The sequence below is a fragment of the Paenibacillus sp. LBL genome, from assembly GCF_029893715.1.
In the GTDB taxonomy this organism is placed as follows: Bacteria; Bacillota; Bacilli; order Paenibacillales; family Paenibacillaceae; genus Paenibacillus_AQ; species Paenibacillus_AQ glucanolyticus.
Window position 1 is genome coordinate 45,595 of the sequence record NZ_JARXYU010000024.1, and the last position, 20,514, is coordinate 66,108.

A 20,514-nucleotide genomic window follows, 5' to 3' on the forward strand; every position below is an offset into this window, starting at 1 on the left:
TCATCGCCTCCAAGATATGTTATCCATATGATCTATTCCATCGCTAAGCTGGTCAGGCCGTGGTTACCTGTTCGAACGTAAAAGCCTTCAGTTTGGCTTCCGTCTCTGCAGCCACGGTAACCCCATCGGCATCCATCGCACAGAGAAGTGCGCCGGAAACCGGATCGGAGGTCAGTCTTACACATGCTGCATGCGGTGCACGGACTGCAACGACCCGTTCAATCGCATCCGTCAAAATGGAGCTGTTCGGCCTGTTCAGCACACTGCCGATATAGACAATGTCAAAGGCTTCATCGGTCATATCCAGCCGCCGGATGAGCGTGCATACCGCATTGGCCAGCTCTTCGCCTTCGTTCTGAAGAATCCGGGTCGCTACCTCGTCGCCGGCTTCGGCTGCCTGGAACAAGGTTTTCACCAGGCTTGGCGGAACCGAAGCTTTACCGTAGAGAACATCCTCGTACATCGGTTCCACGGACGCATATCCCATCTGCTCCAGAACGAGCGAAGTCAATAAAGTTGCCGGTCCCCGCTCGTCCCAAGCCCGAATAACCGCCCGGAAGGCCAGCTTCGCGAACCCCGAACCGCCTGCGTATCCGTCTCCATACAGGAATCCGAAGCCCCCATACTGCAGCTCTGCTCCCGCGCGATTGCGCGCCGCGCTGTTAAAGCCCGTACCGCAGATCAATGCAGCTCCATATGGACGGCTCGTTCCTGCCCGCATACCGATAATGGTATCGCATGCGATACCATGTCTGGCATAGCCCAGCGCTCCGATCATGGGGCGCAGAATCTCATAATCTGCTTCCCGGTCCGCTCCAGCCAAGCCGAAATAGGCATAACTTATATCTTCTTTGGCAGCACCAGCCTGTTGAAGAGCTGCATCACAGGCTTCCTCAATGTTACGGGCCGCATGTTCACGGTGAATCTGGTGATTACCGTTACCAGAAGCCCCCTTGCCAAGAATGTTCCCTTGTTCATCACAGATCACAGCGTGCGTCTTGCTGCCGCCGGCATCTACACCCAGATACAAACTCATGGACTTCACTCCTACCCGCCTATAGCGGCATCATGGTGGTATATATCCAAGATACCGCTTCCACCTTGCTCCATCTACTGCTATACCATCGAGGTGTGATACTATCTTACTGTTTCTCAGGCTTGGTGGTTGAAGGAATAACGGGACGGCCCGCATACGCGTGCTCCCGAATTTCGCTTGGCGATGCCCCGACATGCTGCTTGAACAAGCGATTGAAGTTGGACAAATTCCGAAATCCGCAGGTTTCCGCAATCTCAATGATCTTCTGATCGGTTGTCTCCAGCAGATGCACGGCATGGGTTAGGCGCAGCTGGATCAGGTAATGGTGCGGGGACGTTCCAACCGCCTGCTGGAAGAGTGCGCTGAACCGGGAAGGACTCAGGTGTGTCAAATCCGACAGCTCCTGCAGCGTCCAGCCGTAATCCAGGTGAAGCTCCATCGTGCGCAGGACTTCTTTTAACGCGTGCATTCCCCTGCCCTTGATCGGTCGGTTCTCCTGGATCGGAGTTGACAGGTGGCGGTTCGCCAAACTAAGGAATCGAATCAGATCCGAACGGATCAGACTCATGTAAGAGGTGCCCCGCGCTTCATTCTCGTCCATCATGCGCCGGAGCAGCCGGGCCAATTCATCGTGGACCGGAGACTGCCGGTCCACGTTCCCCAGCGAACGGAACGGAGCCATCAAATCCGGATCGAACTTGAGATCAATGGACAGCAGCGAAGGCTCGAACATAATGACATCCATGACGAGGTTCTCCGTTTCATAGGCCCGGTGCAGATCATTGCTGTTAATGAAAATAATGTCCCCCTGCTGAAAAGGCAGCTTCATCCCGTTGATCAGAATAAATCCGATGCCGCTGCGAATATAGTTAAGCTCCAGAGCATGGTGCCAATGCAGGCGCTGGGCTCCGGCAAATATACCGTGCGTGGTCGATGCAGTGAAAGGAAAGGCAGCATTCGTAAAAACGATGGCATCCGGAACAACGCTCTGCGGACGATTCACACACATTCACCTCCATGGCCCTCAATATCGATACGAGTTCGTGATTTACCCACATCGTACCATGAGCCGCGGCAAGAAAAAAAGGACTCAACTTCAAGCAGTGTGCCGCCTGAAGCAAGTCCTTTTAAAGTTCATTAAGATAATGTAAGCTCAATAGCCCAGCCGAACGGGTCCTCCGCCGTTCCAAGCTGGATGCCCGTGATCGCATCATACACACGTCTGGAGAGTTCGCCCGTTGCTCCCTCGCCAATCACCAATTGCTCGTCTTCCCACTCCAGGGAGCCGATGGGTGAAATAACCGCTGCCGTGCCGGTTCCAAATGCTTCGGTCAGCAATCCGCTGCGATGGGCTTCCACGATCTCATCAATGGAAAGCGCACGTTCTTCCACAGGAATGTTCCAATGCTGGAGCAGCTGAATGACCGAGTTCCGGGTAACCCCGTCCAGGATGCTTCCGTTCAGTGCCGGGGTCACCACTGTGTCGCCAAGCTTGAAGAACACATTCATGCTGCCGACTTCCTCAATATATTTGCGGTGCACGCCGTCGAGCCATAACACCTGGGAATATCCCTTCAGGGTGGCTTCATCCTGTGCCTTCAAGCCTGCCGCATAGTTGCCTGCCGTCTTGGCGTTACCCACTCCTCCGGCTACCGCGCGTACATATTTCGGCTCGACATAAATGCTCACCGGATTAATGCCTTCCGCATAATACGAGCCGACAACCGACAGGATGATCATGAACTTGTATTGCAGGGACGGCGCTACACCAAGCACCGGCTCGGTTGCAATGACAAACGGGCGGATATAGAGCGATGTTCCCGGCTCGGATGGAATCCAGTCGCGATCCACGAGCACCAGCTGTTTCAGTGCCTCCATCACCAGTTCTTCGTCGAGTGCCGGGATGCTGAGGCGATGATTGGACAAGTTAAGCCGCTGAATATTTTTGCCTGGACGGAACATAAGAATCCGCTGATCTTCTGTCAGATAAGCCTTCAAGCCTTCAAATACCGTCTGGCCATAATGAAATACCTTCGCAGCAGGATCCAATTCAATAGGCTGATAAGGAACGACACGGGGATCGTGCCAGCCTTTGCCGGCGTCATAGTCGAGAATAAACATATGATCCGTAAACACAGTGCCGAAGGCCTGTTTATGATGGCTCGGCTTCGCCTTCGGGGTAGTCGTTAATTCCACGGGTATCGTGTAAGTCATGTACACACATCTCCTTAATCTGCAAACGTTTTTATTAGTTGAATCATATCAATCGATACCCTATATTAAAAATATCTGATTTATAGGGATACCATACCTTTTGGGTATGGAGAGGAGGTAGAGAGCATGGATATCCGGCAGCTACGATATTTCCTGACGATTGCGCAGGAAGGACAGATCACGCGTGCAGCGAAACAGCTGAACATGGAGCAGCCTCCGTTAAGCCGTCAGCTGAAGCTGATGGAGGAGGAGCTTGGCGTTACGCTGTTTGACCGCAGCGGCAAGCAGCTGCAGCTGACGCACGCAGGCGAGCTTCTGCAGAACAGGGCGGCATCCCTGCTAAACCAGTTTAATGAAACGCTAACCGAGGTGAAAGAGATTCACGCAGGAGTCCGCGGCATGCTCTCCATCGGCGCCGTCGTATCCTGCATTTCTCTCCTGCCGCAGCGGATCCATATCTTCCGGCAGCACTATCCGGAGGTCACCTTCAAGATTCGGGAAGGGGATCATTCCCTGCTGGCAGATCAGCTCGATAAACGCAACATTGAGCTGGCGGTAACCCGCCTCCCCTTCGAATCCAGCTTCGGGCCTGAGCGATATGCTGTGCAGCCCTTGCCTTCGGACCCCTTCGTGGCGGTCCTTCCCAGCAGTTGGGCAAGCACTGCCGCCCTGTCCGAAATCTCGATGCGCGAGCTGGCGGATTATCCGTTCCTGTCCTTAAAGACCGATCAGACGATCGGGATGCATGAGCGGGTCATACAAGAATTCAAGCGCGGCGGACTTGAACCGCGTGTCATATGTGAATGTTCCAGCGTCGCCATTATTCTGGCCTTGGTAGCTGAAGGTATTGGTACCACCATTTTACCCGAATCGGTCATGTCCTCATTCGCGATCCCCAACATCCGGACACTGTCCATCACAAGCGCTGATTTTCAGTCCGACGTCGGCATTGTCTGGCTCAAGGATCATGTACTGTCCAATCGGGCCCGGCATTTTCTAGATACCTTTATAGAATAACATTTGTTGGCGCCTGCCGTCTGCCCCGGCTTTGTCCAAGCCGTGGCGGGCGACATTCAAGGATTCGTTATTCATGGTTAACAAACTTGAAGTCACGAATCGTCCCGCACCGGTTAAATCCGATCTTTCGGTACAACCGATTGGAGTCCGGGTTGGCCTGATCGGCATACAGCATGGGGACCAGGCCATCCTGCCTCAGGACAAGTCCAAGTTCGGCCACCAACGCGCTGGCATATCCTTTTTTCCGTTCATTTCTCGGAGTGTATACGGCATTTATCCGTCCGTGTCTTGGTGACCGGTGCGCGATGTTGGCCATGGATACCGTTTGATCACCGGCAATCCATACATAGAGTCCGCCTTGTTTAATGAGGCGCTCCGCTGCCACGACCTGGCTTGCCGCATTCGCGCGCACACCGTAAGCATCTTCCGAGAAGCCTACCAGAAACCGGGCCACCTGCTGCGTATCCTCGGGTGCGGCAAGCCTAATTGCACCCTCTACATGCAGAGGCCGCTTCACGATGGGAGCATGGTAACATTCCATCGTCATATGATGACGGCAGGCCACGTTATGGGCGTCCGCATAAATCCTTGCAAACTGCTCCGCCACGTCCGGCTCTCCGGTCACTCCAGGCAGTGCAGCCTCTCCCAGCTCCCTCACCAGCTCTTGCAACAAGTTTTGACGTTCTTCGTCTGTGACCTCCCGGGCTAACCATAACCAGGCGTTCCCACGGGGAGACTGCGCAAGGATCATGCGTCCATCCAGCGATTTCAGACCAACATTCTGCGTCGATTCAGTTATGAGATGGATCAGATTGTACGAGACCTCATCCTGAATAAAATCCGCTCCATACAGCACCTCGTCCCGTGGCATCAACTTCCCAAGCATTTGTACACTCCCTCTCTCCCAGGATCAATCCTGTTTGCCAGCTGTTGGAGTCCTGAATCCATCCGTCATCAAGCATTGTGCGCTTGTGCGTTGCGCGTACGATGACCCTGGAAACACAAAAAAACCCCGTCCCTTGTAGGGACGGAGCCTCGCTCCGCGTTACCACCCTGATTCGCGCCGATCAAACCGGCACGCGCTCTAATCACCATCCATCAATGATGCCCCATGATAACGGCAGGGAGTTCCCGGATCCACCTCAAGACCTCAATCATCGGCAGATCTGCTCCGAGGTGATGGCCATTCATCGCCGCTGACTGCTTCGCACCATCCAGCAGCTCTCTGATTTCAGCTTCATTTACGATTCAGGCGTCCTCATCCAAGCATTTTTTCACAAAATTTTACTCAGTGTAATCCCGGCCTCACCTAGCTGTCAAGCCCCTATCCCAACATTGAAGAAATACTTGGAGTTTCCCGATCTATTTGTTATTAAAACGGAATACCAGCATATCTCCCTTCTCAGGATGGACGCCATCATGCTCCGTATACCTTCCGCCCGTGTACGTATTCAGCGTTTTGCGCCAAAAAATCTGAGTGCTCATATTACGCTCGGTCGGATTCGTCTGAAGCTCCCATGCACCTTGGAAATGATCGAACACAAGCTCAGCCGCACGTTGGGCTACACCTTGTCTTCGAAAAGTCCGAAGCACAAAAAAGTCATTCAAATAATACTGGATATTCGGTGATGGAATGTACGGTGTTGTCGCCACCAGCGCCAGCCCTGCCGCAATGCCATCCACACTGATCAAATAAGGAAAAAGAACCGATGGCTGCTCCCACCAAACATCGAGCTGCTTGGTCTGTTCGCTCAGGGTTGGCACATCCTCTTTCTCGAATACACCGAACCGGTTAGGGCGGACCCCCCATATCTCAGCAATGTCATGCAAGTACAGTGGATAGATGTTATGCAGAATAAATGACTGTTCCTTCGGGCATAAACGTACCTCAATATTCACGGTCAATCCCCTCCCTAATGAATGATGTATGTAAGGTTAGTATGTCTAGGATAACATATTTAATCTTCAAAGAGGTTTACAGGTATGTAAATTGCGTTACGAATAGGGTGAAAATATGGTAACCCTATCCTCTATTTCACCATGTTTTCAGTATATGACCTACAGCTCATCCAAAATTATGTTGAATTCTGTTATTTTATATCATGCAAATAGCGAACCGATTGTATGCATAGTCTGGCTCTTGATTTTAAGGAATACGCCTGTATGTCTTGAATTACCGCTGAACGATAAATCTGCTGTGTAAAAATGAAAAAAAGACACCCCCGAGGGTGCCTTTTCACAATGCTTCCGGCTCGGCTCTAACCTTCCTCTTGCAAATGCTCTTTGCAAAAAGCGGTAAGCTGTTCTTCTTCTTCGGGTTCCATATCGAAGTCCAGATACTGATCCGTGGTCCGCTCATAAAAATCGTACTTGACGATACGCGAGCGCTCCTCGTCATCCAGAAAAATCACCCTTAAGTAAATGCCCTGCTCCGAATAAAGCTCATCATCCTCCGGAACGTCCAGATCACATACAAATTCAAAGCGTTTGCCGGTTAAGATTCCGAACGGATCTTTGACCAACTCCACGCTGTATTCTTTAATTGTCAGCATATTCCCACCCTTTCTATCACCTTACTCATTATACACAACGAAGCCCCAATTCTTATACATTCCTCTAACCGTCCGCTGGAATACAGGCCGTTTCCTCAATTGGTCCGTCTCTTGGCATATACCCCTTACCCTGCTCAGCATGAATGTTCTACGATAAAGTATAAACATAGACCCTGCAAAAAAGGAGATGAGGGCAAGTGGCTCATGAGGATCAGCTTACCATCACCATCGAGAAGGGCAATCAGCGTTTCTCCCTGACCTCGCCGCTTGGAGGCATCGGACGATTTGTTGTTGTCGTCAACGACCAATTCACGAATGCTCCCAATACAACGCAAATCGCCAGCGGCGCAGGAAAGAGCAGCGCAGCCGGCAGCAACGCCGCCATCAACTCCCCGCATACGTTCCAGCAGGAAAGCATAGGCGCGGGCGGCATTGCCAAGAACCTGGGACTTAAGGATCCGAGGGATCATTCCTCGAAACACCGCAGCAAGCGCGGCCGGCACAAACAGCTTCAAAAGGAAGTGGTGTTTGTGATCAACAAACAGGTAGCCAAGCTGCCGAGCCGGGGCAGCAGCGCTTCTGCTACGCAAATTGCCAGCGGCGCCGGAAAATACAGCACAGGCGGAACCAACGCGGCCATCGATAGCAAAGGCACCCGGCAGCAGCAAGCAGTCGGAGGCGGAGCCGGTGGCAAAGCGATCAACAAAGAAGTCAAAAAACACGGCCGGATCCACAAGCACCATTCCTATAGCGGTAGAAAAGCTTACTAAGCAATCAGCAGTCCAAGAAGGAAACGGAGCAGGAGCAATTGATTCCCGTAACATGTATGAGAGCAGGCATAACGGCCCTTTTCAGGGCCGTTATTTCTATCCCGAGTTATAGAAGTTCATGGAAACAGCAAAGAGCATACCCATGGAATGAGTATACTCTTCTTCGCCCGATAAGCCCTGATCGATTGCTGTATCCAGCATCGCCCTCGGTGCTATTGTGCTTTCTTGATCTGCTTGCTCCGCAGCTGTCCGCAGGCCGCATCAATATCGGTGCCATGCTCCAGACGCACGCTGCAGCTAATCCCCTGCTTCTTCAGGGTATCGTAAAATGCGGTAATCGATTCCTTCGAACTCCGCTGATATTGGCTGTGCTCATCCACCGGATTGTAGGGAATGAGGTTCACATTCGCCAGGTTACGACGATCGCCCACGAGCTCTGCAAGCTCAAGCGCGTGCTCGCGCTGGTCATTCACATCTTTCAGCAGAATGTACTCCAGCGTGATCCGGCGATTCGTTTTTTCCAAATAATAATCAATGGCTGCCATCAGCTTCTGAATCGGAATCGCTTTGTTAATCTTCATGATGCGCGTACGAATCTCGTCATTCGGCGCATGCAGGGAGATGGCGAGATTCACGCCGAGATCGCTGTCCGCAAACTCCACGATTTTGTTAGCCAGCCCGCTGGTCGAAACCGTAATATGCCGCGGTCCGATGGCAAGGCCCTTATGATCCTTGATCACGCGGATGAAATCCGACATGTTCTCATAGTTATCAAACGGCTCCCCAATCCCCATCACTACAAGATGGCTGACGCGCTCGTCCTTGCCTCTCTGATCCAGGTGTAGCTGAACCTGCATGACCTGCTCTACAATTTCAGCTGCCGATAAATCCCGACTCTTCTTCAGCAGCCCGCTGGCACAGAAGCTGCAGCCAATGTTGCAGCCCACTTGAGTTGTCACACAGACCGACAAGCCGAATTTATGCCGCATCAATACGGTTTCTATCAGGTTGCCGTCCACCAGCTTAAACAGAAACTTAACCGTCCCGTCGAGCGATTCCTGCTTGGTATGCTCTTCCAAGGTCAGAATAGTATAATGATCCGCGAGCAGCTCCACGCATTCGGGATGCACGTCCGTCATATCCGAAAAAGCAGTGACCCGCTTCCGATACAGCCATTCCCACACCTGTGTTGCCCGAAACTTCTTATGTCCACGCTCGCCAAGCCAAGCGGTCATCTGATCTAAGGTTAATCCATATATGGATGGTTTGTTCATTGATAGGTCCTCTTTCCATTCATAGTCCACCACTCCTTATTGTCCCAAAATTCCGAGGCGAACACAAGGGGAGTTATAGGCAATTCGCGTTCCTGCACGTTCTAAGCTTCCCTGAGGGCAGGGCCTCACCAGATCAGCCCCGCTGTTTACGTGTAAGAAATGCAATCCCATAGCCTATTAACAACGAAAGAGAGATGCCCAGACTATATGTAAAAATATTAATAAAGGCCGTATTTGAATACTGATCCCATTCCCCAAACCGGAATATAGTGGAGCCTGACTCTGATGTTGCCCCGACAAGGTTATGAAAGATCCTATAATAATATCCGACAGCCAACCAGCTTATGGTGCCGTTCATCACGACAAGGAAAGATAACATGCCGCCGGAATACCATCCATCCCTCATTTTTTCCCGGAAAAAGTAACAGGATGCCGCCCCCGTCAGACACAGAAGTACGGCGTATAACGGCACCAGCAGGAATACAATCAAGAGTGCAGGATTGCCATTGCCGGATAAACCGCCATTCCATCTCAATCGGAACGTGAATAGATCAACCATACCCGTTAGAGTCATCGTAAGAAAGAATAATACAAGAATACTGAGCATGATCTTCCGCTGGGAATTCGTCAGAGCAGGAAAACGAAGCTTGCGTGAGCCGGTATCTACGCTTCGCTTGGACGGATGCTGAAATCTTTTGACGATCAGCGGTTCGGGGTATTCAAGGTGTTGGATGCTTCTGGCCTTAAGCTCCTGCATCATATCCATCCATATGTGACCGATCAACATGTAATTTCCGATTCTATTGCCACTCTTATGACTTGTGGTCTCGAATCCGTAATAGTCCATCATCATCTCCATCGTGATCTCATCTTCGACTTCAGGATGAAGGCCAGCGAACATTGCCTTGATATCAATACAGGGATTCGCGGGTTCGGGCAGACCATGCCGGGCACATTCACGCTGGAGCAGCGGCAGATCAAACTCATACCCTCCGTACGTGACAAAGATGCATTCGTTAGCAAAACCGGTAAACATTCCGTACCCCTTCGGGAATCTGGGCGAACCCTCCACATCTGCATTATAGATTCCTGTCGAGACTGCGATCGGCTGCGGAATCGGCCCGGATGGTTTGATATACGTATGGAACGTCTGCTCTTCTTGTATGCCCGTACTGTCCATACGGACGGCTCCAATTTCCATGACCTCCGCGTTCTCTACCTGATCATCGGTGGCCTCCAGATCGAATACACAGAACTTTTGCTCCAGAACATCCTTGATGGACAGCCCCGATAATACGTAAGCTTGCTCCAACATCTGTACCTTCATCCGCAACAACACCCCACCTTCCAAAAAATCATTCCCAACAAATCTAATGCAAAAAGGAGGATCGCCCTGCTTGATCCAATGTACGGTTCCAACAAAAATAAGCACGCTTCGCTCTTTTTTACCAATGTGAAGTCAAAAACAGGGTGTTTCTGCAACCAAGTTATCCAATCAAGTGTTTAGATTAATAAATACAAAAGACAGGGATTGAGGAAAGGAAATTTATGAAGAAGCTGAGGAAACAACAGAAATTAGTGATCACATGTGCAGTGATAATCTTAACAATTTCTTGGATCATTAACTATTACTCGGTTCGCTTGCCTGCTACAAGCCTCATTAGCCATTCTACTACAATAGAAAAAATCTTTTTTTATCACCTGAATGGATCTAACATAACACCTTACCTAATCGAATTCGAGGACAACCATAATGAGCTCAACCAATGGATGAGCATTCTGGATTCCGTTTCGTATACGAGATCAGCAAGATCATTTGTCACCAAAAACATAAGAAATGATGGAGGAGAGACGTTTGCGTTCACTATTTTTTATCGTGACGGTGATGGAGAATTACATGATTACTTCCTCGATATGAATCAAAAAGGTTATGCTATAAGAGGCCAGAACAAAATGTACAAAATGGTTGAAAGGGAGTCCGAGGTATTTGAACAGCTATCTGCATGGCTTTTTGAAAAAGCCGTTGAAATGCCGGTAAACTTGAGTAAGTGATACTCAAGCAAGCAAAGTAATATTCATGAACGCACAAGTACAATAACCCAATTCATACACCTCTTATGGAACCGCCGGGTTCATTGTCCCGCATAAAAGAGGTGTATTGGGGGGCTATACGCAATAATCAGACAGACACGCCGGGCTCATGCTTCTCCTGCTCTCCTATTTGCGAGCCGTTAGCCAGGGTGATCCAGGTGTCAAATTGCCGCTGTCCTTCATGCAGGCGAATGACCCTCGCCCCTCGGAGCATGCCTTCCCGGCCATATGTGCCATATCCGGTGGCCCTGCCGTAACAGAGACGGATGCCGTGCAGTTCGCCCCAATAATCGTTGATGTGATCATGCCCGGCGAAGGTACCCAGCACATCGCCTCTTTCGAGCATCGCCGCGAACAGTCCGGTATTCACCTCCGGGCAGCATACTTTCTCATACTTGCTGCCGTAACACGTCTTCCGCTCCCAGACCTCCTGGTACTCCGGCAGAGGGATATGGAAAAAAGCCAATGCCGGCAGCGGTTTCCCGCTATGCTTAACGCTGTAAGCCATCGAGGCCATTTCATACCACCGGATCTGATCGCGTCGGATCCAATCGTATCCCGGAACGGCAGGGTGTTCGGACTCTCTCCCTGAGTCGAAGAAGTACAGCACGGCCTCTGTCTTGTCCCCATTACTGCCGTATATAGGAAGCGTGTAATTCCCTACACCATGAATATCCGCCGAACCGTGCTCCGCACAGTTATAGGTGTGCTGCATAGCGACATCCATTAGCTCTTCACGCGTCACATCCCCCTCCGTATCGTGATTCCCGAATACAAAAGCCCAGCGGATGCCGCGGGATTCTACCGAAGCTACGACATCCTTGAAGGCCTGCACCGGATCCTCGCACCTTCTTGAGCCGGGATCAACTTCCCCTGAATAGATCAGATCGCCCGTAAACACGACCAGGTCCGGCTGCTCCAGGTCCAGCACCGTATCCATGCACTGTCGGCTCAACTGATCCTCTGGTTCTCCATTCATCCAATGAATATCGGTAAACTGCACGATTTTGAAGGTATGATCGTCTCCGAATCGAAGAATCGGCTTCATTGCGTATTTCCTCCTTTTATATGGGCATGTGGTTTTGATACACATTATTGTGGTTTTATGTGTATATTAGAGGAGGGGACTTCGTAAAGTCAATGATTTTTCATTGACTTTATGATTTTATCACCCTAATATAAGGATTAATCCACATTATCGGTCAATATCAGTCATACATTATATCGAGGTGAAATAAATAGATGTCCGTTACTTATGAAGATCGCAGGGAGAAAATTTTGCATCAATTAGAACTTGAAGGCAAGGTAAAGGTCCACATTCTCGCCGAACAGTTGGAGGTATCTGCCGAAACCATCCGGCGGGATCTGGACCGTTTAGAGAAGGAAGGCAAACTTCGCAAAGTTTACGGCGGTGCCGTCAAATCGCGCGCCGAGCATATTGAACCATCCTTTACCAGCCGTTCCCAGACTTGGACTGAAGAGAAGGCCGCTATCGGCCAACTTGCCGCATCCCTGGTCAAGGATGGCGAAACGATTTTGCTGGACAACGGAACAACCACGATTGAGGTGATGCGTTATCTCAAGGACCGGTCTCATATCACGGTCATCACCCACTCGCTGCCTGTGCTCAATCTGGCGATGGAAATTTTCCAGGGGAAAATTATTTATATCGGCGGTGATATGGACCGCACCAAACAAGCGGCAACAGGCCCTCTCACCGAGATGCTGCTGGAGCAGTTCAAAGTGAATAAAGCGTTTATCTCTGTCGGCGGCATTTCGTTAACCGACGGGATTACCGATTATGATCTGGACGAAGCCTATATTTCGCGAAAAATGCTGGAGCGTGCCGAGGAAGGCATCGTTCTCGCGGATCATTCGAAGCTGGGGGTCACCACATTCGCCAAGCTTGCCAAGCTGGAGGATATCTCCATGGTCATTACGGATCGGGGCTGCTCACAGGAGTGGGTGGACAATCTGTCCGCACGCGGCATTGAAGTGCTCATCGGACATCTCTGATGGAATTGCTATCCCTGCTGCTGGTACTGTCATCCGGGCTGACGCATGCGCTTTGGAATCTGTTCACGAAGCGGAGCATTCATAAATCGGTATTTCTGTGGTGCATCCACTCGGTCACTTTAATCTTCCTGATGCCTTATTTTCTCATCGAGATGTCTAAGCTCCAGCTGAGCCCGCACATATACGGCCTGATGCTTCTGTCGATGACAATCCAGGGCTGCTATATTACGCTGCTCTCCAAAGCGTATACCCATGGCGATATGTCTCAGGTATATCCGTTCATGCGGGGGCTCGGCGCCATGTTGACCTCGCTGTGCAGCCTTGTGTTATTTCATGAACAGTTAAAACCATTGGGGTATATGGGGCTTGGTATCATTACTTTTTCGTTATTTGCTTTATCCGGTCTGAGGTTCAGAGGCCCATCGGGCGTGAATCCCAAAGCATTGATCTACGCCTGCCTGGTCGGGCTCTGTATTTCGGGATACACCCTTACCGACAAAGCCATTCTGGATGCGGGGGTTTCCCCCGTTACGCTGATCCAGCTATCCAATATCAGTTATTTCATCGCACTGATCATTCCGGTTATGCTGGCTGGACAGTTGAAGCAGGAATGGTCGGTGAACTGGCGGACGATCCTGCTTGGCTCCGTCCTTGCACCCGGGTCTTACTTATTGTTTCTGTTCGCCATGCGGCTTACCCCGCTTGCACATATCGCTCCGGTTCGTGAAATCAGCACGGTATTCGGCACCATACTGGGCATCCTCGTTCTGCGTGAGCAGCAAGGCTGGCGACGAATCCTCACGTCCATGCTCATCACGTTTGGCATCATCGCCATCGCGCTGTGGGGTTAACCATCGTGATTGCTTGCATCTTGGTAAAGTGTTAACTCTGCATGATTCTCGCTCTGCCGTTCTCGCTTGTCAGAATCTGATTTGCTCTATCAAAATGCGCCGCAGCTTCACGCCCTGCTCCAAGCAGGAGCGTATTCTTACAACGCTCCAGAACCTCAAAAAAAAGCCGGCGATTATACGCCGGCTTCTTCCGCAAAGATAACTTCCTCCGTTGTCTTGATGCTCGCAAACCATCTGAGGGTAGCATTCTCGTGATCTATGATCTGCTGAGCTGTTAACGCCGCACTACTCCAGGTGCTGTGAGCATCCGACACCAAGGTAACCGCGTAGCCCATACTGGACGCTCTCCTGCACGTGGTATCTACGCATAACTCACTCTGCATCCCCGCCAGAATCACATGTTCAATATCCTGCCGTTTCAGTTCTTCTTCAAGCGTTGTGTTATAGAATGAATCCGGTCTGGTCTTCTGAATGATGACATCCGACATCGCGGGCGCTATTTCGGGATTAATTCTCCACGCGTCGGACCCCTTGACCAGACCCTCGTCATTATGCTGTATGTAAAAAACAGGAACGCCGCCGTTTCTGGCTTTTGCAATGAGCTGCTTGAGATTGTAGAGCAATCGCTCCCCTTCATACACCGGATCATTCACATGAAACATCTCATTCTGTACATCAATGACCAATAGCGCACTCTTCTTCAAAAGAAACAACCTCCTGTACGATTCGATTTATTCACCCCCAATTATAGAACAAATGTTCTTGCGAAGTACATAGAAATCTAGGGCACAACCCTAAAAAAGCTGTACCTCAACAACATTAAAAAAGGAATCCCCTATGAGAGGACCCCCCGTCTACTTCCCGGCAATCAAGCCTGCAGCCGATTCACCGCCGCCACAGCATTCTTGACACTGCATGGATACAACAATTATTGTTCAGTTAATGGAATGGAGGCACCCGGGATAACCTCGGGGCTATTCCTCCTCGGCTTTGAACTCCGGTTGCGCTGCCTTATTCTTCAGGTTATGTTGATGAAGCTTTCTCATGGTTTTGTACAGCTGCTGTAATTCTTGTTCATCCAGAATATCAAACATGGAGGTTTGGAAATCCGACAGCAACGGGATAATCTCTTCCAGCAGGGCTTGTCCCTTCTCCGTAAGGGAGATATACTTCACTTTCCAATCCTGCTTGCGGACAATCAGCCCCAGCTTCTCCAGCCGCTTCACCATGTGGGAAACGCCGCCCCCGCTGATGGAAAGGTATTCAGCCAACTCCTGCTGCGATAAAGGCTGATGTACCATGACCTGAATCAGCACGTCGAATTGGGCAACGGTAATGCAGAAGGGCTGCAGGAATTCATTCGAGATTTGATTGCCGACCTGTTGAAAACGGGTGATCCGAATCCAGGACAGCATCGCCAGCCGGTTCTCTTGACTAAACCCTAATTGCTTCATTTGCTCCATTCACCTCCTCGATCCCAATCTCTGTCAATTTATCACTTAAGTGAAAAGCTGTCAAATCAACCTCCGAGCGCTTCGGAACGAACTGTAAACCCACTTTCCCCGTCGTTACAGAATCATATCAATCCAGCTGCATCCCTAACCGCGTTGTCGCCGGATCCCGGGACGGTTTTGGCCTACCCGATGAATTCGGCGACAAACGATAGAGACTGCTGCGGAGAAGCATATGTTGAAGATTATCCTTTGATCGCCCCAACCATGATGCCCTTCTCAAAATACTTGGACACAATCGGATAGAAGACCAGCACCGGAATGCTCGACACCACCACAACCGCATATTTAATCGACTGTTTGATCAGGTTGACCTCGCTCTGGTTGCTGTTCATCATCGCCTGGTTCGCTGCATCCCCCATCTGGTTCTGCACCAGGATTTCCCTAAGGATCAGCTGCAGCGGGAACAGTTCGCGGTCTGACAAATAAATCATCGCGTCAAAATAACCGTTCCATCTGCCTACTCCGTAGAACATCATCATCACGGCGATGATCGGAGTCGATAATGGAAGAACCACCTTGAGCAGCAGCTGCATGTCCGTAGCTCCGTCAATAAACGCGCTCTCCTCCAGTTCAAGCGGAATGTTCTGCTGGAAGTAAGTACGCATAATAATCATGTTGTATACGCTAACGGCTCCCGGCAGAATCATGACCCACATCGTATTGATGATCCCCAGATGCTGGTTCACCAAATACGTCGGAATCAACCCGCCGGAGAAGAACATTGTGAATGTGAACAGAATGGTAATGACGTTCCGGCCCCGGAAATCCCTCCGGGATAACGGATAGGCCGCCAAGGTGGTCATGATGACGTTCACGGCTGTTCCAAGGACCGTGTAAATCACGGCATTTTTGAAGCCCATCCATATATCCGGATTATCGAACACCCGTTTATATCCTTCCAGCGTAAATCCCTTGGGCCACAGCAGCAGAGCACTGTCGAAGATCTGGCGGGGATCGCTGAGTGAAGCAAACACAACGAATAACAACGGATATAGAATAAGCAAAGTGACGATCCCTACGACTACAATGTTGATCCAGTTAAAAATTTTATCTTCTCTAGATAGATGAAACTGCATGGTTGCCCCTCCTTACCACAGGCTGGTCTCACTGAATTTCTGCGCGAATTTATTCACCAGATACAGGACGATGAAGTTGATCAGGTTGTTAAACAGGCCTACGGCAGCCGAGAAGCTGTATTCCGCGTTCAATATACCTGACTTGTACATGTATGTTGACAGCACCTCCGACGTTGCAAGGTTTGCATCGTTCTGCATGAGCAGCACCTTTTCGAACCCGACTGACATAACCGACCCCGTGGCCAAAATGGCGCAGATCACAATGGTTGGCATGATCGCCGGAATGGTGATGTACCGGATGCACTGCAAACGCGTGGCGCCTTCCAGGTAAGCCGCTTCATATTGATCCTGCGGAATGCCGGACATGGCGGCAGTATAGATCAGAGTTCCCCAGCCCACGGTCTGCCAAATGCCCGACCAGACAAAGACATGCGGGAACAGCTTCGCACTGCCGACAAAATCAATCGGCGTACCGCCGAAATATTGAATGACCGTATTGATCACACCGTCGACCGGGGACGTGAAGAACGTAACCATGCCGACAACGATAACAATCGAAATGAAATTCGGAATGTAGGAGATGGTCTGTGCAAGCGATTTGTACTTCTTGCGGCGCAGCTCATTGAACATGAGCGCCAGAATGATGGGAAGCGGAATTCCGACCAGGAGGCTGTACAGACTGATTCTTAGCGTGTTAATGATGACATCCCAGAAGTAAAAGGCGTTAAAGAACCGTTCGAAGTGGGCAAATCCCACCCAGGGGCTGTCCATAATGCCAAATGCGGGAGAGTAATCTTTAAACGAGATGATAATCCCGTACATCGGGATATAATTCCATATGATTAAGGAGGTCAGCGGCAGCAGCATCATGAAGTACAGCCACTTTTGCTTCAAAATGGATTTGCGTTTCGGTTTAAGGAACGGCTTCTTGTGAAGTGAAGATTCCATGGTTTTCCCCTCTCCTTAGAATTTAAAATTTGGGGAGATTCAAGAAGAATCTCCCCAACAAACGGTCCTTTTAGCTCTCTTTATAACGTTTGTATTGCGTTTGCTTGATTTCCAGATATTTATCCGAGCCCATCTTCTTCAGCTGGGCAATATAGTTATCCCACTCTTTGTCGATATCCTTGGTACCCGTTACAAACTCCACGCGCATCTGCCCAACATAGTTGCCGACGTCTGCAATGATGGAGGAAGATTCATTCGCTTCCTGGATCGTTGCCGGCAGATCCGGCAGCATAACGCTTGGCAGGGTCTCTTCCGTCAGATCCGTGTATACAGGCGCCTCTTTGCGGCCCGCAGCAGCTCTAACCTCAGGGGAGAGCTCGATGTACGGGAAGTAACCGCCATATACGTTATCTACGTATTGGAACGCGCCCAGTCCGATGCCGTCTTTATAGTTCAAGATTTCATCGATATAGACTTTCTTGCCGTCTTCCACATTGTAAGTTACGCCTTCCTTGCCCAGGTAACCGAACACGCTGCCTTCCTCACTGTAGAAGTAGTCAACCCATTTCAGGATCGCGCCCGGGTCCTTCGCATCCTTCGTTACAACCAAACTGGAAGCCCCCGCAACCTGGGAATCGGTCAACGATGCGGTATCTCCGTCAGGACCTGCAAGCACGTTGATGGCTACAAAATCATCCTTTACGCTCTCCCCGATATAATCGATGGCCGCCCAGTTCCATGCGCCGACAGTGTCCTTGGCAGCGTCCGCCGTCCACTTATCGTAGTCCACGCCGCTGAAGGCCTGTTTGTTGATCGCGCCATTCTTGTACATCCGGTTCTCATACTTCAAGAGCTCCTTGTATCCATCGGCTGTAATCGTCAGTTGAATCTCGTCGTTGTCATCGACATAAATAAAGTTTCCGAGCGCCTTCCGTCCACCGTTGCCGATGCCGAAGGAACCCATCATCATCTGTTCGAACGTCCAGCCGAGCGAGCCGCTTGGCATATACCAGCCCTGCTCATCGTTCACGCCATTGCCGTTCGGGTCCTTGGTCACAAATGCCATCAAGGCTTCCTCCAGCTCGGCCGTTGTTTTGGGAACCTCCATGCCAAGGTTGTCCAGCCATTTCTTGTTGATCCACAAGCGGATCGTCCGGTTACCCTCCGGGTATGGATCGATGTAAGGGGTTGCATAAATGTGACCGTCTGCGCTGGTCAAGCCTTTTCTTACATCTTCATTCTCTTCGAGATATTTTTGCAGATTCGGCGCATGCTCTTTAATGAGCTCTTCCAGTGGCAAGAACAGGCCTTGCTGACCATACTTCAGCAATTCTCCGTTGCTCCAGTCGACTTGATAGAACGCATCCGGCAGATCGCCTCTCGTCAAAATCACGTTCTTCTTCTCCCCGATATCGGTGAGCTCTTCCCATTTCACCTTGATCCCGGACATCTTCTCATATTCCTGCCACATCCACAGCTCGCTGGATGCAGGCCGTAAATTGTTCCAGCTTGGCCGTAAAAGCGAAATTTCTTTTGTATCGGCAGATGCATTACCTTTCGGATCCTGTGCTTCCCCGGACTTTCCTCCGCAAGCCGTAACAAGCAGAGCAGATGCCAGCAACAACGACATGACAACCTTCCCTTTTTTAGCGCGAAACACTCCATCAACCCCCATTATTTGATATATCAATTAATTCATAAATCCGATTATAAGATATACCAATTTATTTGTCTAGCGCTTACATTTCTATTTATTGGGGTTGGAAGCGTTTAATCTTGAAATATAACGTAGGGAACTATACTATGAAACTAGAAGTTCATGATTTTCGTTTGAACGTTGGCAATGGAAACTAAAGCCGGCAAGAGCCCTACTCCCTGCCTATATGCACAACAGACAAGGGTTGGACTACTCACATAAAAAATGGGATTGCCTATGTCTCTTGTCTTTCGTATATTCAACATAACCACTGTATTTTCACATTAAAAACATCATTAGACTTTGACATATACGCCGCGAAATGATATATCAAATTTAGCGAGGAGATCCGCTATGGAACAAATTCCACTATATCAACATATCGTAAATGCGCTTACCGCCAGGATAGAATCCGGAGAGCTTCAGGCTGGAGACCAGCTTCCGACCGAAGCTGAAATTTCGAAGGAATACAACGTAAGCCGAATCACGTCGAAGAGGGCACTGACCGAGCTGGAGAATGCCAAGCTGATCCATCGGGTTCAGGGGAAGGGAAGCTTCGTGAATGCCGCCAAGGCTCCGCACCGTCCTGTGAGCAGGACCAGCAAGGAGATATTGCTGATCCTTCCGTTCTCGCATAACCCGGGACTTGGTGATTATGAAAAGGGCATTAACGAATATCTTGCAACAACCGACTATACCCTGAACATTCAGTCCAATACGATTGTCAGTCAACGGAAGCTGCTGGAGTCCGCACTTCAAAGTACGAATTCAGGATTAATCTTCTATCCGGTAAGCAGCATTTCGGATCTTGGCATTCTGTACCAATACCACCTGGCGAAGTACCCGCTCGTGACGATGGATAAATGCATTGAGGGTATTCCGTTCCTGTCGGTTGTCTCGGATAACTTTGATGGCGGGTATCAGGCATCCAAGCATCTGATTGAGAATAACCATAAGAAAATCGCTTTTATCTCCTCCTTGAAGGTAGAGAATTCCTCTTCCATTCGAGAGCGATATTTCGGTTACCTGAAGGCTCTGTATGATCACAGCCTGATCGATTACAGCGTGAGCGATTTAACTGACCGTTATTTGACCCATGACAACGATAATGGCAGGGAATATTATATCCAGTTTATTCAATCCGTTATGGCACAAGGGATTACGGGCATCGTTGCCGAGAATGACCTGATTGCGATCGAGATTATTCAAATCGCCAAAGAGCTGGGCCTCTCCGTACCGGATGACTTCTCCGTTGTCGGTTTTGATAACATTCATCTTGCTGGCTTCGTTGAACCCAAGCTGACGACCATATCCCAGGATTTTGGACGGATGGGATATCAGGCCGCGCAAAGCCTGATCACACTGATCGAGAGCCCCAAGGATCAACCGCTTGAGCATGTTGTGGTTCCGGTTCAGCTCATCGAGCGCCAGACCGTAAAGAAACTGTAAGACACTTCAT

The 20,514-nt window shown here is 50.1% G+C and carries 21 protein-coding genes; 6 read left to right on the top strand and 15 right to left on the bottom strand.

Annotated elements, in window-relative coordinates; translation table 11 throughout:
- Nucleotides 1–52: 52 nt before the first annotated feature.
- The 3 genes from M2277_RS29075 to M2277_RS29085 form a co-directional block, all read right to left on the bottom strand.
- Nucleotides 53–1,036, bottom strand: coding sequence for an N-acetylglucosamine kinase (locus M2277_RS29075; protein ID WP_036640246.1), 984 nt, complete (start codon nt 1,034–1,036; stop codon nt 53–55).
- A gap of 106 nt (nt 1,037–1,142) precedes the next feature.
- Complete coding sequence (locus M2277_RS29080; RefSeq protein ID WP_006207125.1) at nt 1,143–2,039, bottom strand: AraC family transcriptional regulator; 897 nt, start codon at nt 2,037–2,039, stop codon at nt 1,143–1,145.
- 134 nt (nt 2,040–2,173) lie between these two features.
- Entirely contained in the window at nt 2,174–3,250 is a 1,077-nt protein-coding gene (locus M2277_RS29085) for a branched-chain amino acid aminotransferase (protein WP_006207126.1), read from the bottom strand.
- A 126-nt stretch (nt 3,251–3,376) separates the two neighbouring features.
- Here M2277_RS29085 and M2277_RS29090 point away from each other — a divergent pair, with 126 nt between their 5' ends.
- Nucleotides 3,377–4,267, top strand: a complete 891-nt coding sequence (locus tag M2277_RS29090; protein ID WP_006207127.1) for a LysR family transcriptional regulator — start codon at nt 3,377–3,379, stop codon at nt 4,265–4,267.
- Between the two features lie 67 nt (nt 4,268–4,334).
- On the opposite strand, the gene M2277_RS29095 is transcribed toward M2277_RS29090, so the two are convergent.
- From M2277_RS29095 to M2277_RS29105, 3 genes are all read right to left on the bottom strand, one after another.
- Nucleotides 4,335–5,153, bottom strand: a complete 819-nt coding sequence (locus M2277_RS29095) for a GNAT family N-acetyltransferase (RefSeq protein WP_280756242.1) — start codon at nt 5,151–5,153, stop codon at nt 4,335–4,337.
- Nucleotides 5,154–5,629: 476 nt separating this feature from the next.
- Nucleotides 5,630–6,166, bottom strand: a complete 537-nt coding sequence (locus M2277_RS29100) for a GNAT family N-acetyltransferase (protein WP_006207129.1) — start codon at nt 6,164–6,166, stop codon at nt 5,630–5,632.
- Between the two features lie 359 nt (nt 6,167–6,525).
- Nucleotides 6,526–6,819, bottom strand: a complete 294-nt coding sequence (locus M2277_RS29105) for a DUF6509 family protein (RefSeq protein ID WP_063478111.1) — start codon at nt 6,817–6,819, stop codon at nt 6,526–6,528.
- Nucleotides 6,820–7,016: 197 nt separating this feature from the next.
- On the opposite strand from M2277_RS29105, the gene M2277_RS29110 reads away from it, so the two are divergent.
- On the top strand, nt 7,017–7,589 hold the full coding sequence (locus tag M2277_RS29110; RefSeq protein ID WP_280756243.1) for a hypothetical protein: 573 nt from the start codon (nt 7,017–7,019) through the stop codon (nt 7,587–7,589).
- Between the two features lie 212 nt (nt 7,590–7,801).
- On the opposite strand, the gene rlmN is transcribed toward M2277_RS29110, so the two are convergent.
- Entirely contained in the window at nt 7,802–8,863 is a 1,062-nt protein-coding gene (rlmN, locus tag M2277_RS29115; RefSeq protein WP_063478113.1) for a dual-specificity RNA methyltransferase RlmN, read from the bottom strand.
- Nucleotides 8,864–8,996: 133 nt separating this feature from the next.
- Nucleotides 8,997–10,190, bottom strand: a complete 1,194-nt coding sequence (locus M2277_RS29120) for a 3'-5' exonuclease (protein ID WP_280756244.1) — start codon at nt 10,188–10,190, stop codon at nt 8,997–8,999.
- A gap of 221 nt (nt 10,191–10,411) precedes the next feature.
- Here M2277_RS29120 and M2277_RS29125 point away from each other — a divergent pair, with 221 nt between their 5' ends.
- Nucleotides 10,412–10,915, top strand: a complete 504-nt coding sequence (locus M2277_RS29125) for a hypothetical protein (RefSeq protein WP_280756245.1) — start codon at nt 10,412–10,414, stop codon at nt 10,913–10,915.
- A 127-nt stretch (nt 10,916–11,042) separates the two neighbouring features.
- On the opposite strand, the gene M2277_RS29130 is transcribed toward M2277_RS29125, so the two are convergent.
- Nucleotides 11,043–12,002, bottom strand: a complete 960-nt coding sequence (locus tag M2277_RS29130; RefSeq protein WP_063478115.1) for a metallophosphoesterase family protein — start codon at nt 12,000–12,002, stop codon at nt 11,043–11,045.
- Nucleotides 12,003–12,196: 194 nt separating this feature from the next.
- On the opposite strand from M2277_RS29130, the gene M2277_RS29135 reads away from it, so the two are divergent.
- Nucleotides 12,197–12,970, top strand: a complete 774-nt coding sequence (locus tag M2277_RS29135; protein ID WP_006207134.1) for a DeoR/GlpR family DNA-binding transcription regulator — start codon at nt 12,197–12,199, stop codon at nt 12,968–12,970.
- The gene (locus M2277_RS29140) at nt 12,970–13,821 is read left to right on the top strand and encodes a DMT family transporter (protein ID WP_006207135.1); all 852 of its coding nucleotides are present in this window, start codon (nt 12,970–12,972) and stop codon (nt 13,819–13,821) included. The genes M2277_RS29135 and M2277_RS29140 overlap by 1 nt, the downstream gene beginning before the upstream one ends.
- 31 nt (nt 13,822–13,852) lie before the next feature.
- Here the strand turns inward: M2277_RS29140 and M2277_RS29145 are convergent, their stop codons facing one another.
- From M2277_RS29145 to M2277_RS29170, 6 genes are all read right to left on the bottom strand, one after another.
- Complete coding sequence (locus tag M2277_RS29145) at nt 13,853–14,017, bottom strand: hypothetical protein (protein WP_280756246.1); 165 nt, start codon at nt 14,015–14,017, stop codon at nt 13,853–13,855.
- A complete protein-coding gene (locus tag M2277_RS29150; protein WP_280756247.1) occupies nt 13,995–14,525 on the bottom strand; it encodes a cysteine hydrolase family protein in 531 nt (176 codons plus the stop codon). The genes M2277_RS29145 and M2277_RS29150 overlap by 23 nt, the downstream gene beginning before the upstream one ends.
- A gap of 270 nt (nt 14,526–14,795) precedes the next feature.
- Nucleotides 14,796–15,275 carry a MarR family winged helix-turn-helix transcriptional regulator gene (locus M2277_RS29155; protein WP_006207137.1) on the bottom strand — a complete coding sequence of 160 codons (480 nt, stop codon included), beginning with the start codon at nt 15,273–15,275 and terminating at the stop codon, nt 14,796–14,798.
- 242 nt (nt 15,276–15,517) lie between these two features.
- Entirely contained in the window at nt 15,518–16,411 is an 894-nt protein-coding gene (locus tag M2277_RS29160) for a carbohydrate ABC transporter permease (RefSeq protein WP_006207138.1), read from the bottom strand.
- A 12-nt stretch (nt 16,412–16,423) separates the two neighbouring features.
- Nucleotides 16,424–17,359, bottom strand: a complete 936-nt coding sequence (locus M2277_RS29165; RefSeq protein WP_006207139.1) for an ABC transporter permease — start codon at nt 17,357–17,359, stop codon at nt 16,424–16,426.
- A gap of 70 nt (nt 17,360–17,429) precedes the next feature.
- Nucleotides 17,430–19,019, bottom strand: a complete 1,590-nt coding sequence (locus M2277_RS29170; RefSeq protein ID WP_006207140.1) for an extracellular solute-binding protein — start codon at nt 19,017–19,019, stop codon at nt 17,430–17,432.
- A 390-nt stretch (nt 19,020–19,409) separates the two neighbouring features.
- Here M2277_RS29170 and M2277_RS29175 point away from each other — a divergent pair, with 390 nt between their 5' ends.
- Entirely contained in the window at nt 19,410–20,504 is a 1,095-nt protein-coding gene (locus M2277_RS29175; protein WP_006207142.1) for a LacI family DNA-binding transcriptional regulator, read from the top strand.
- The last annotated feature ends 10 nt before the right edge of the window (nt 20,505–20,514 follow it).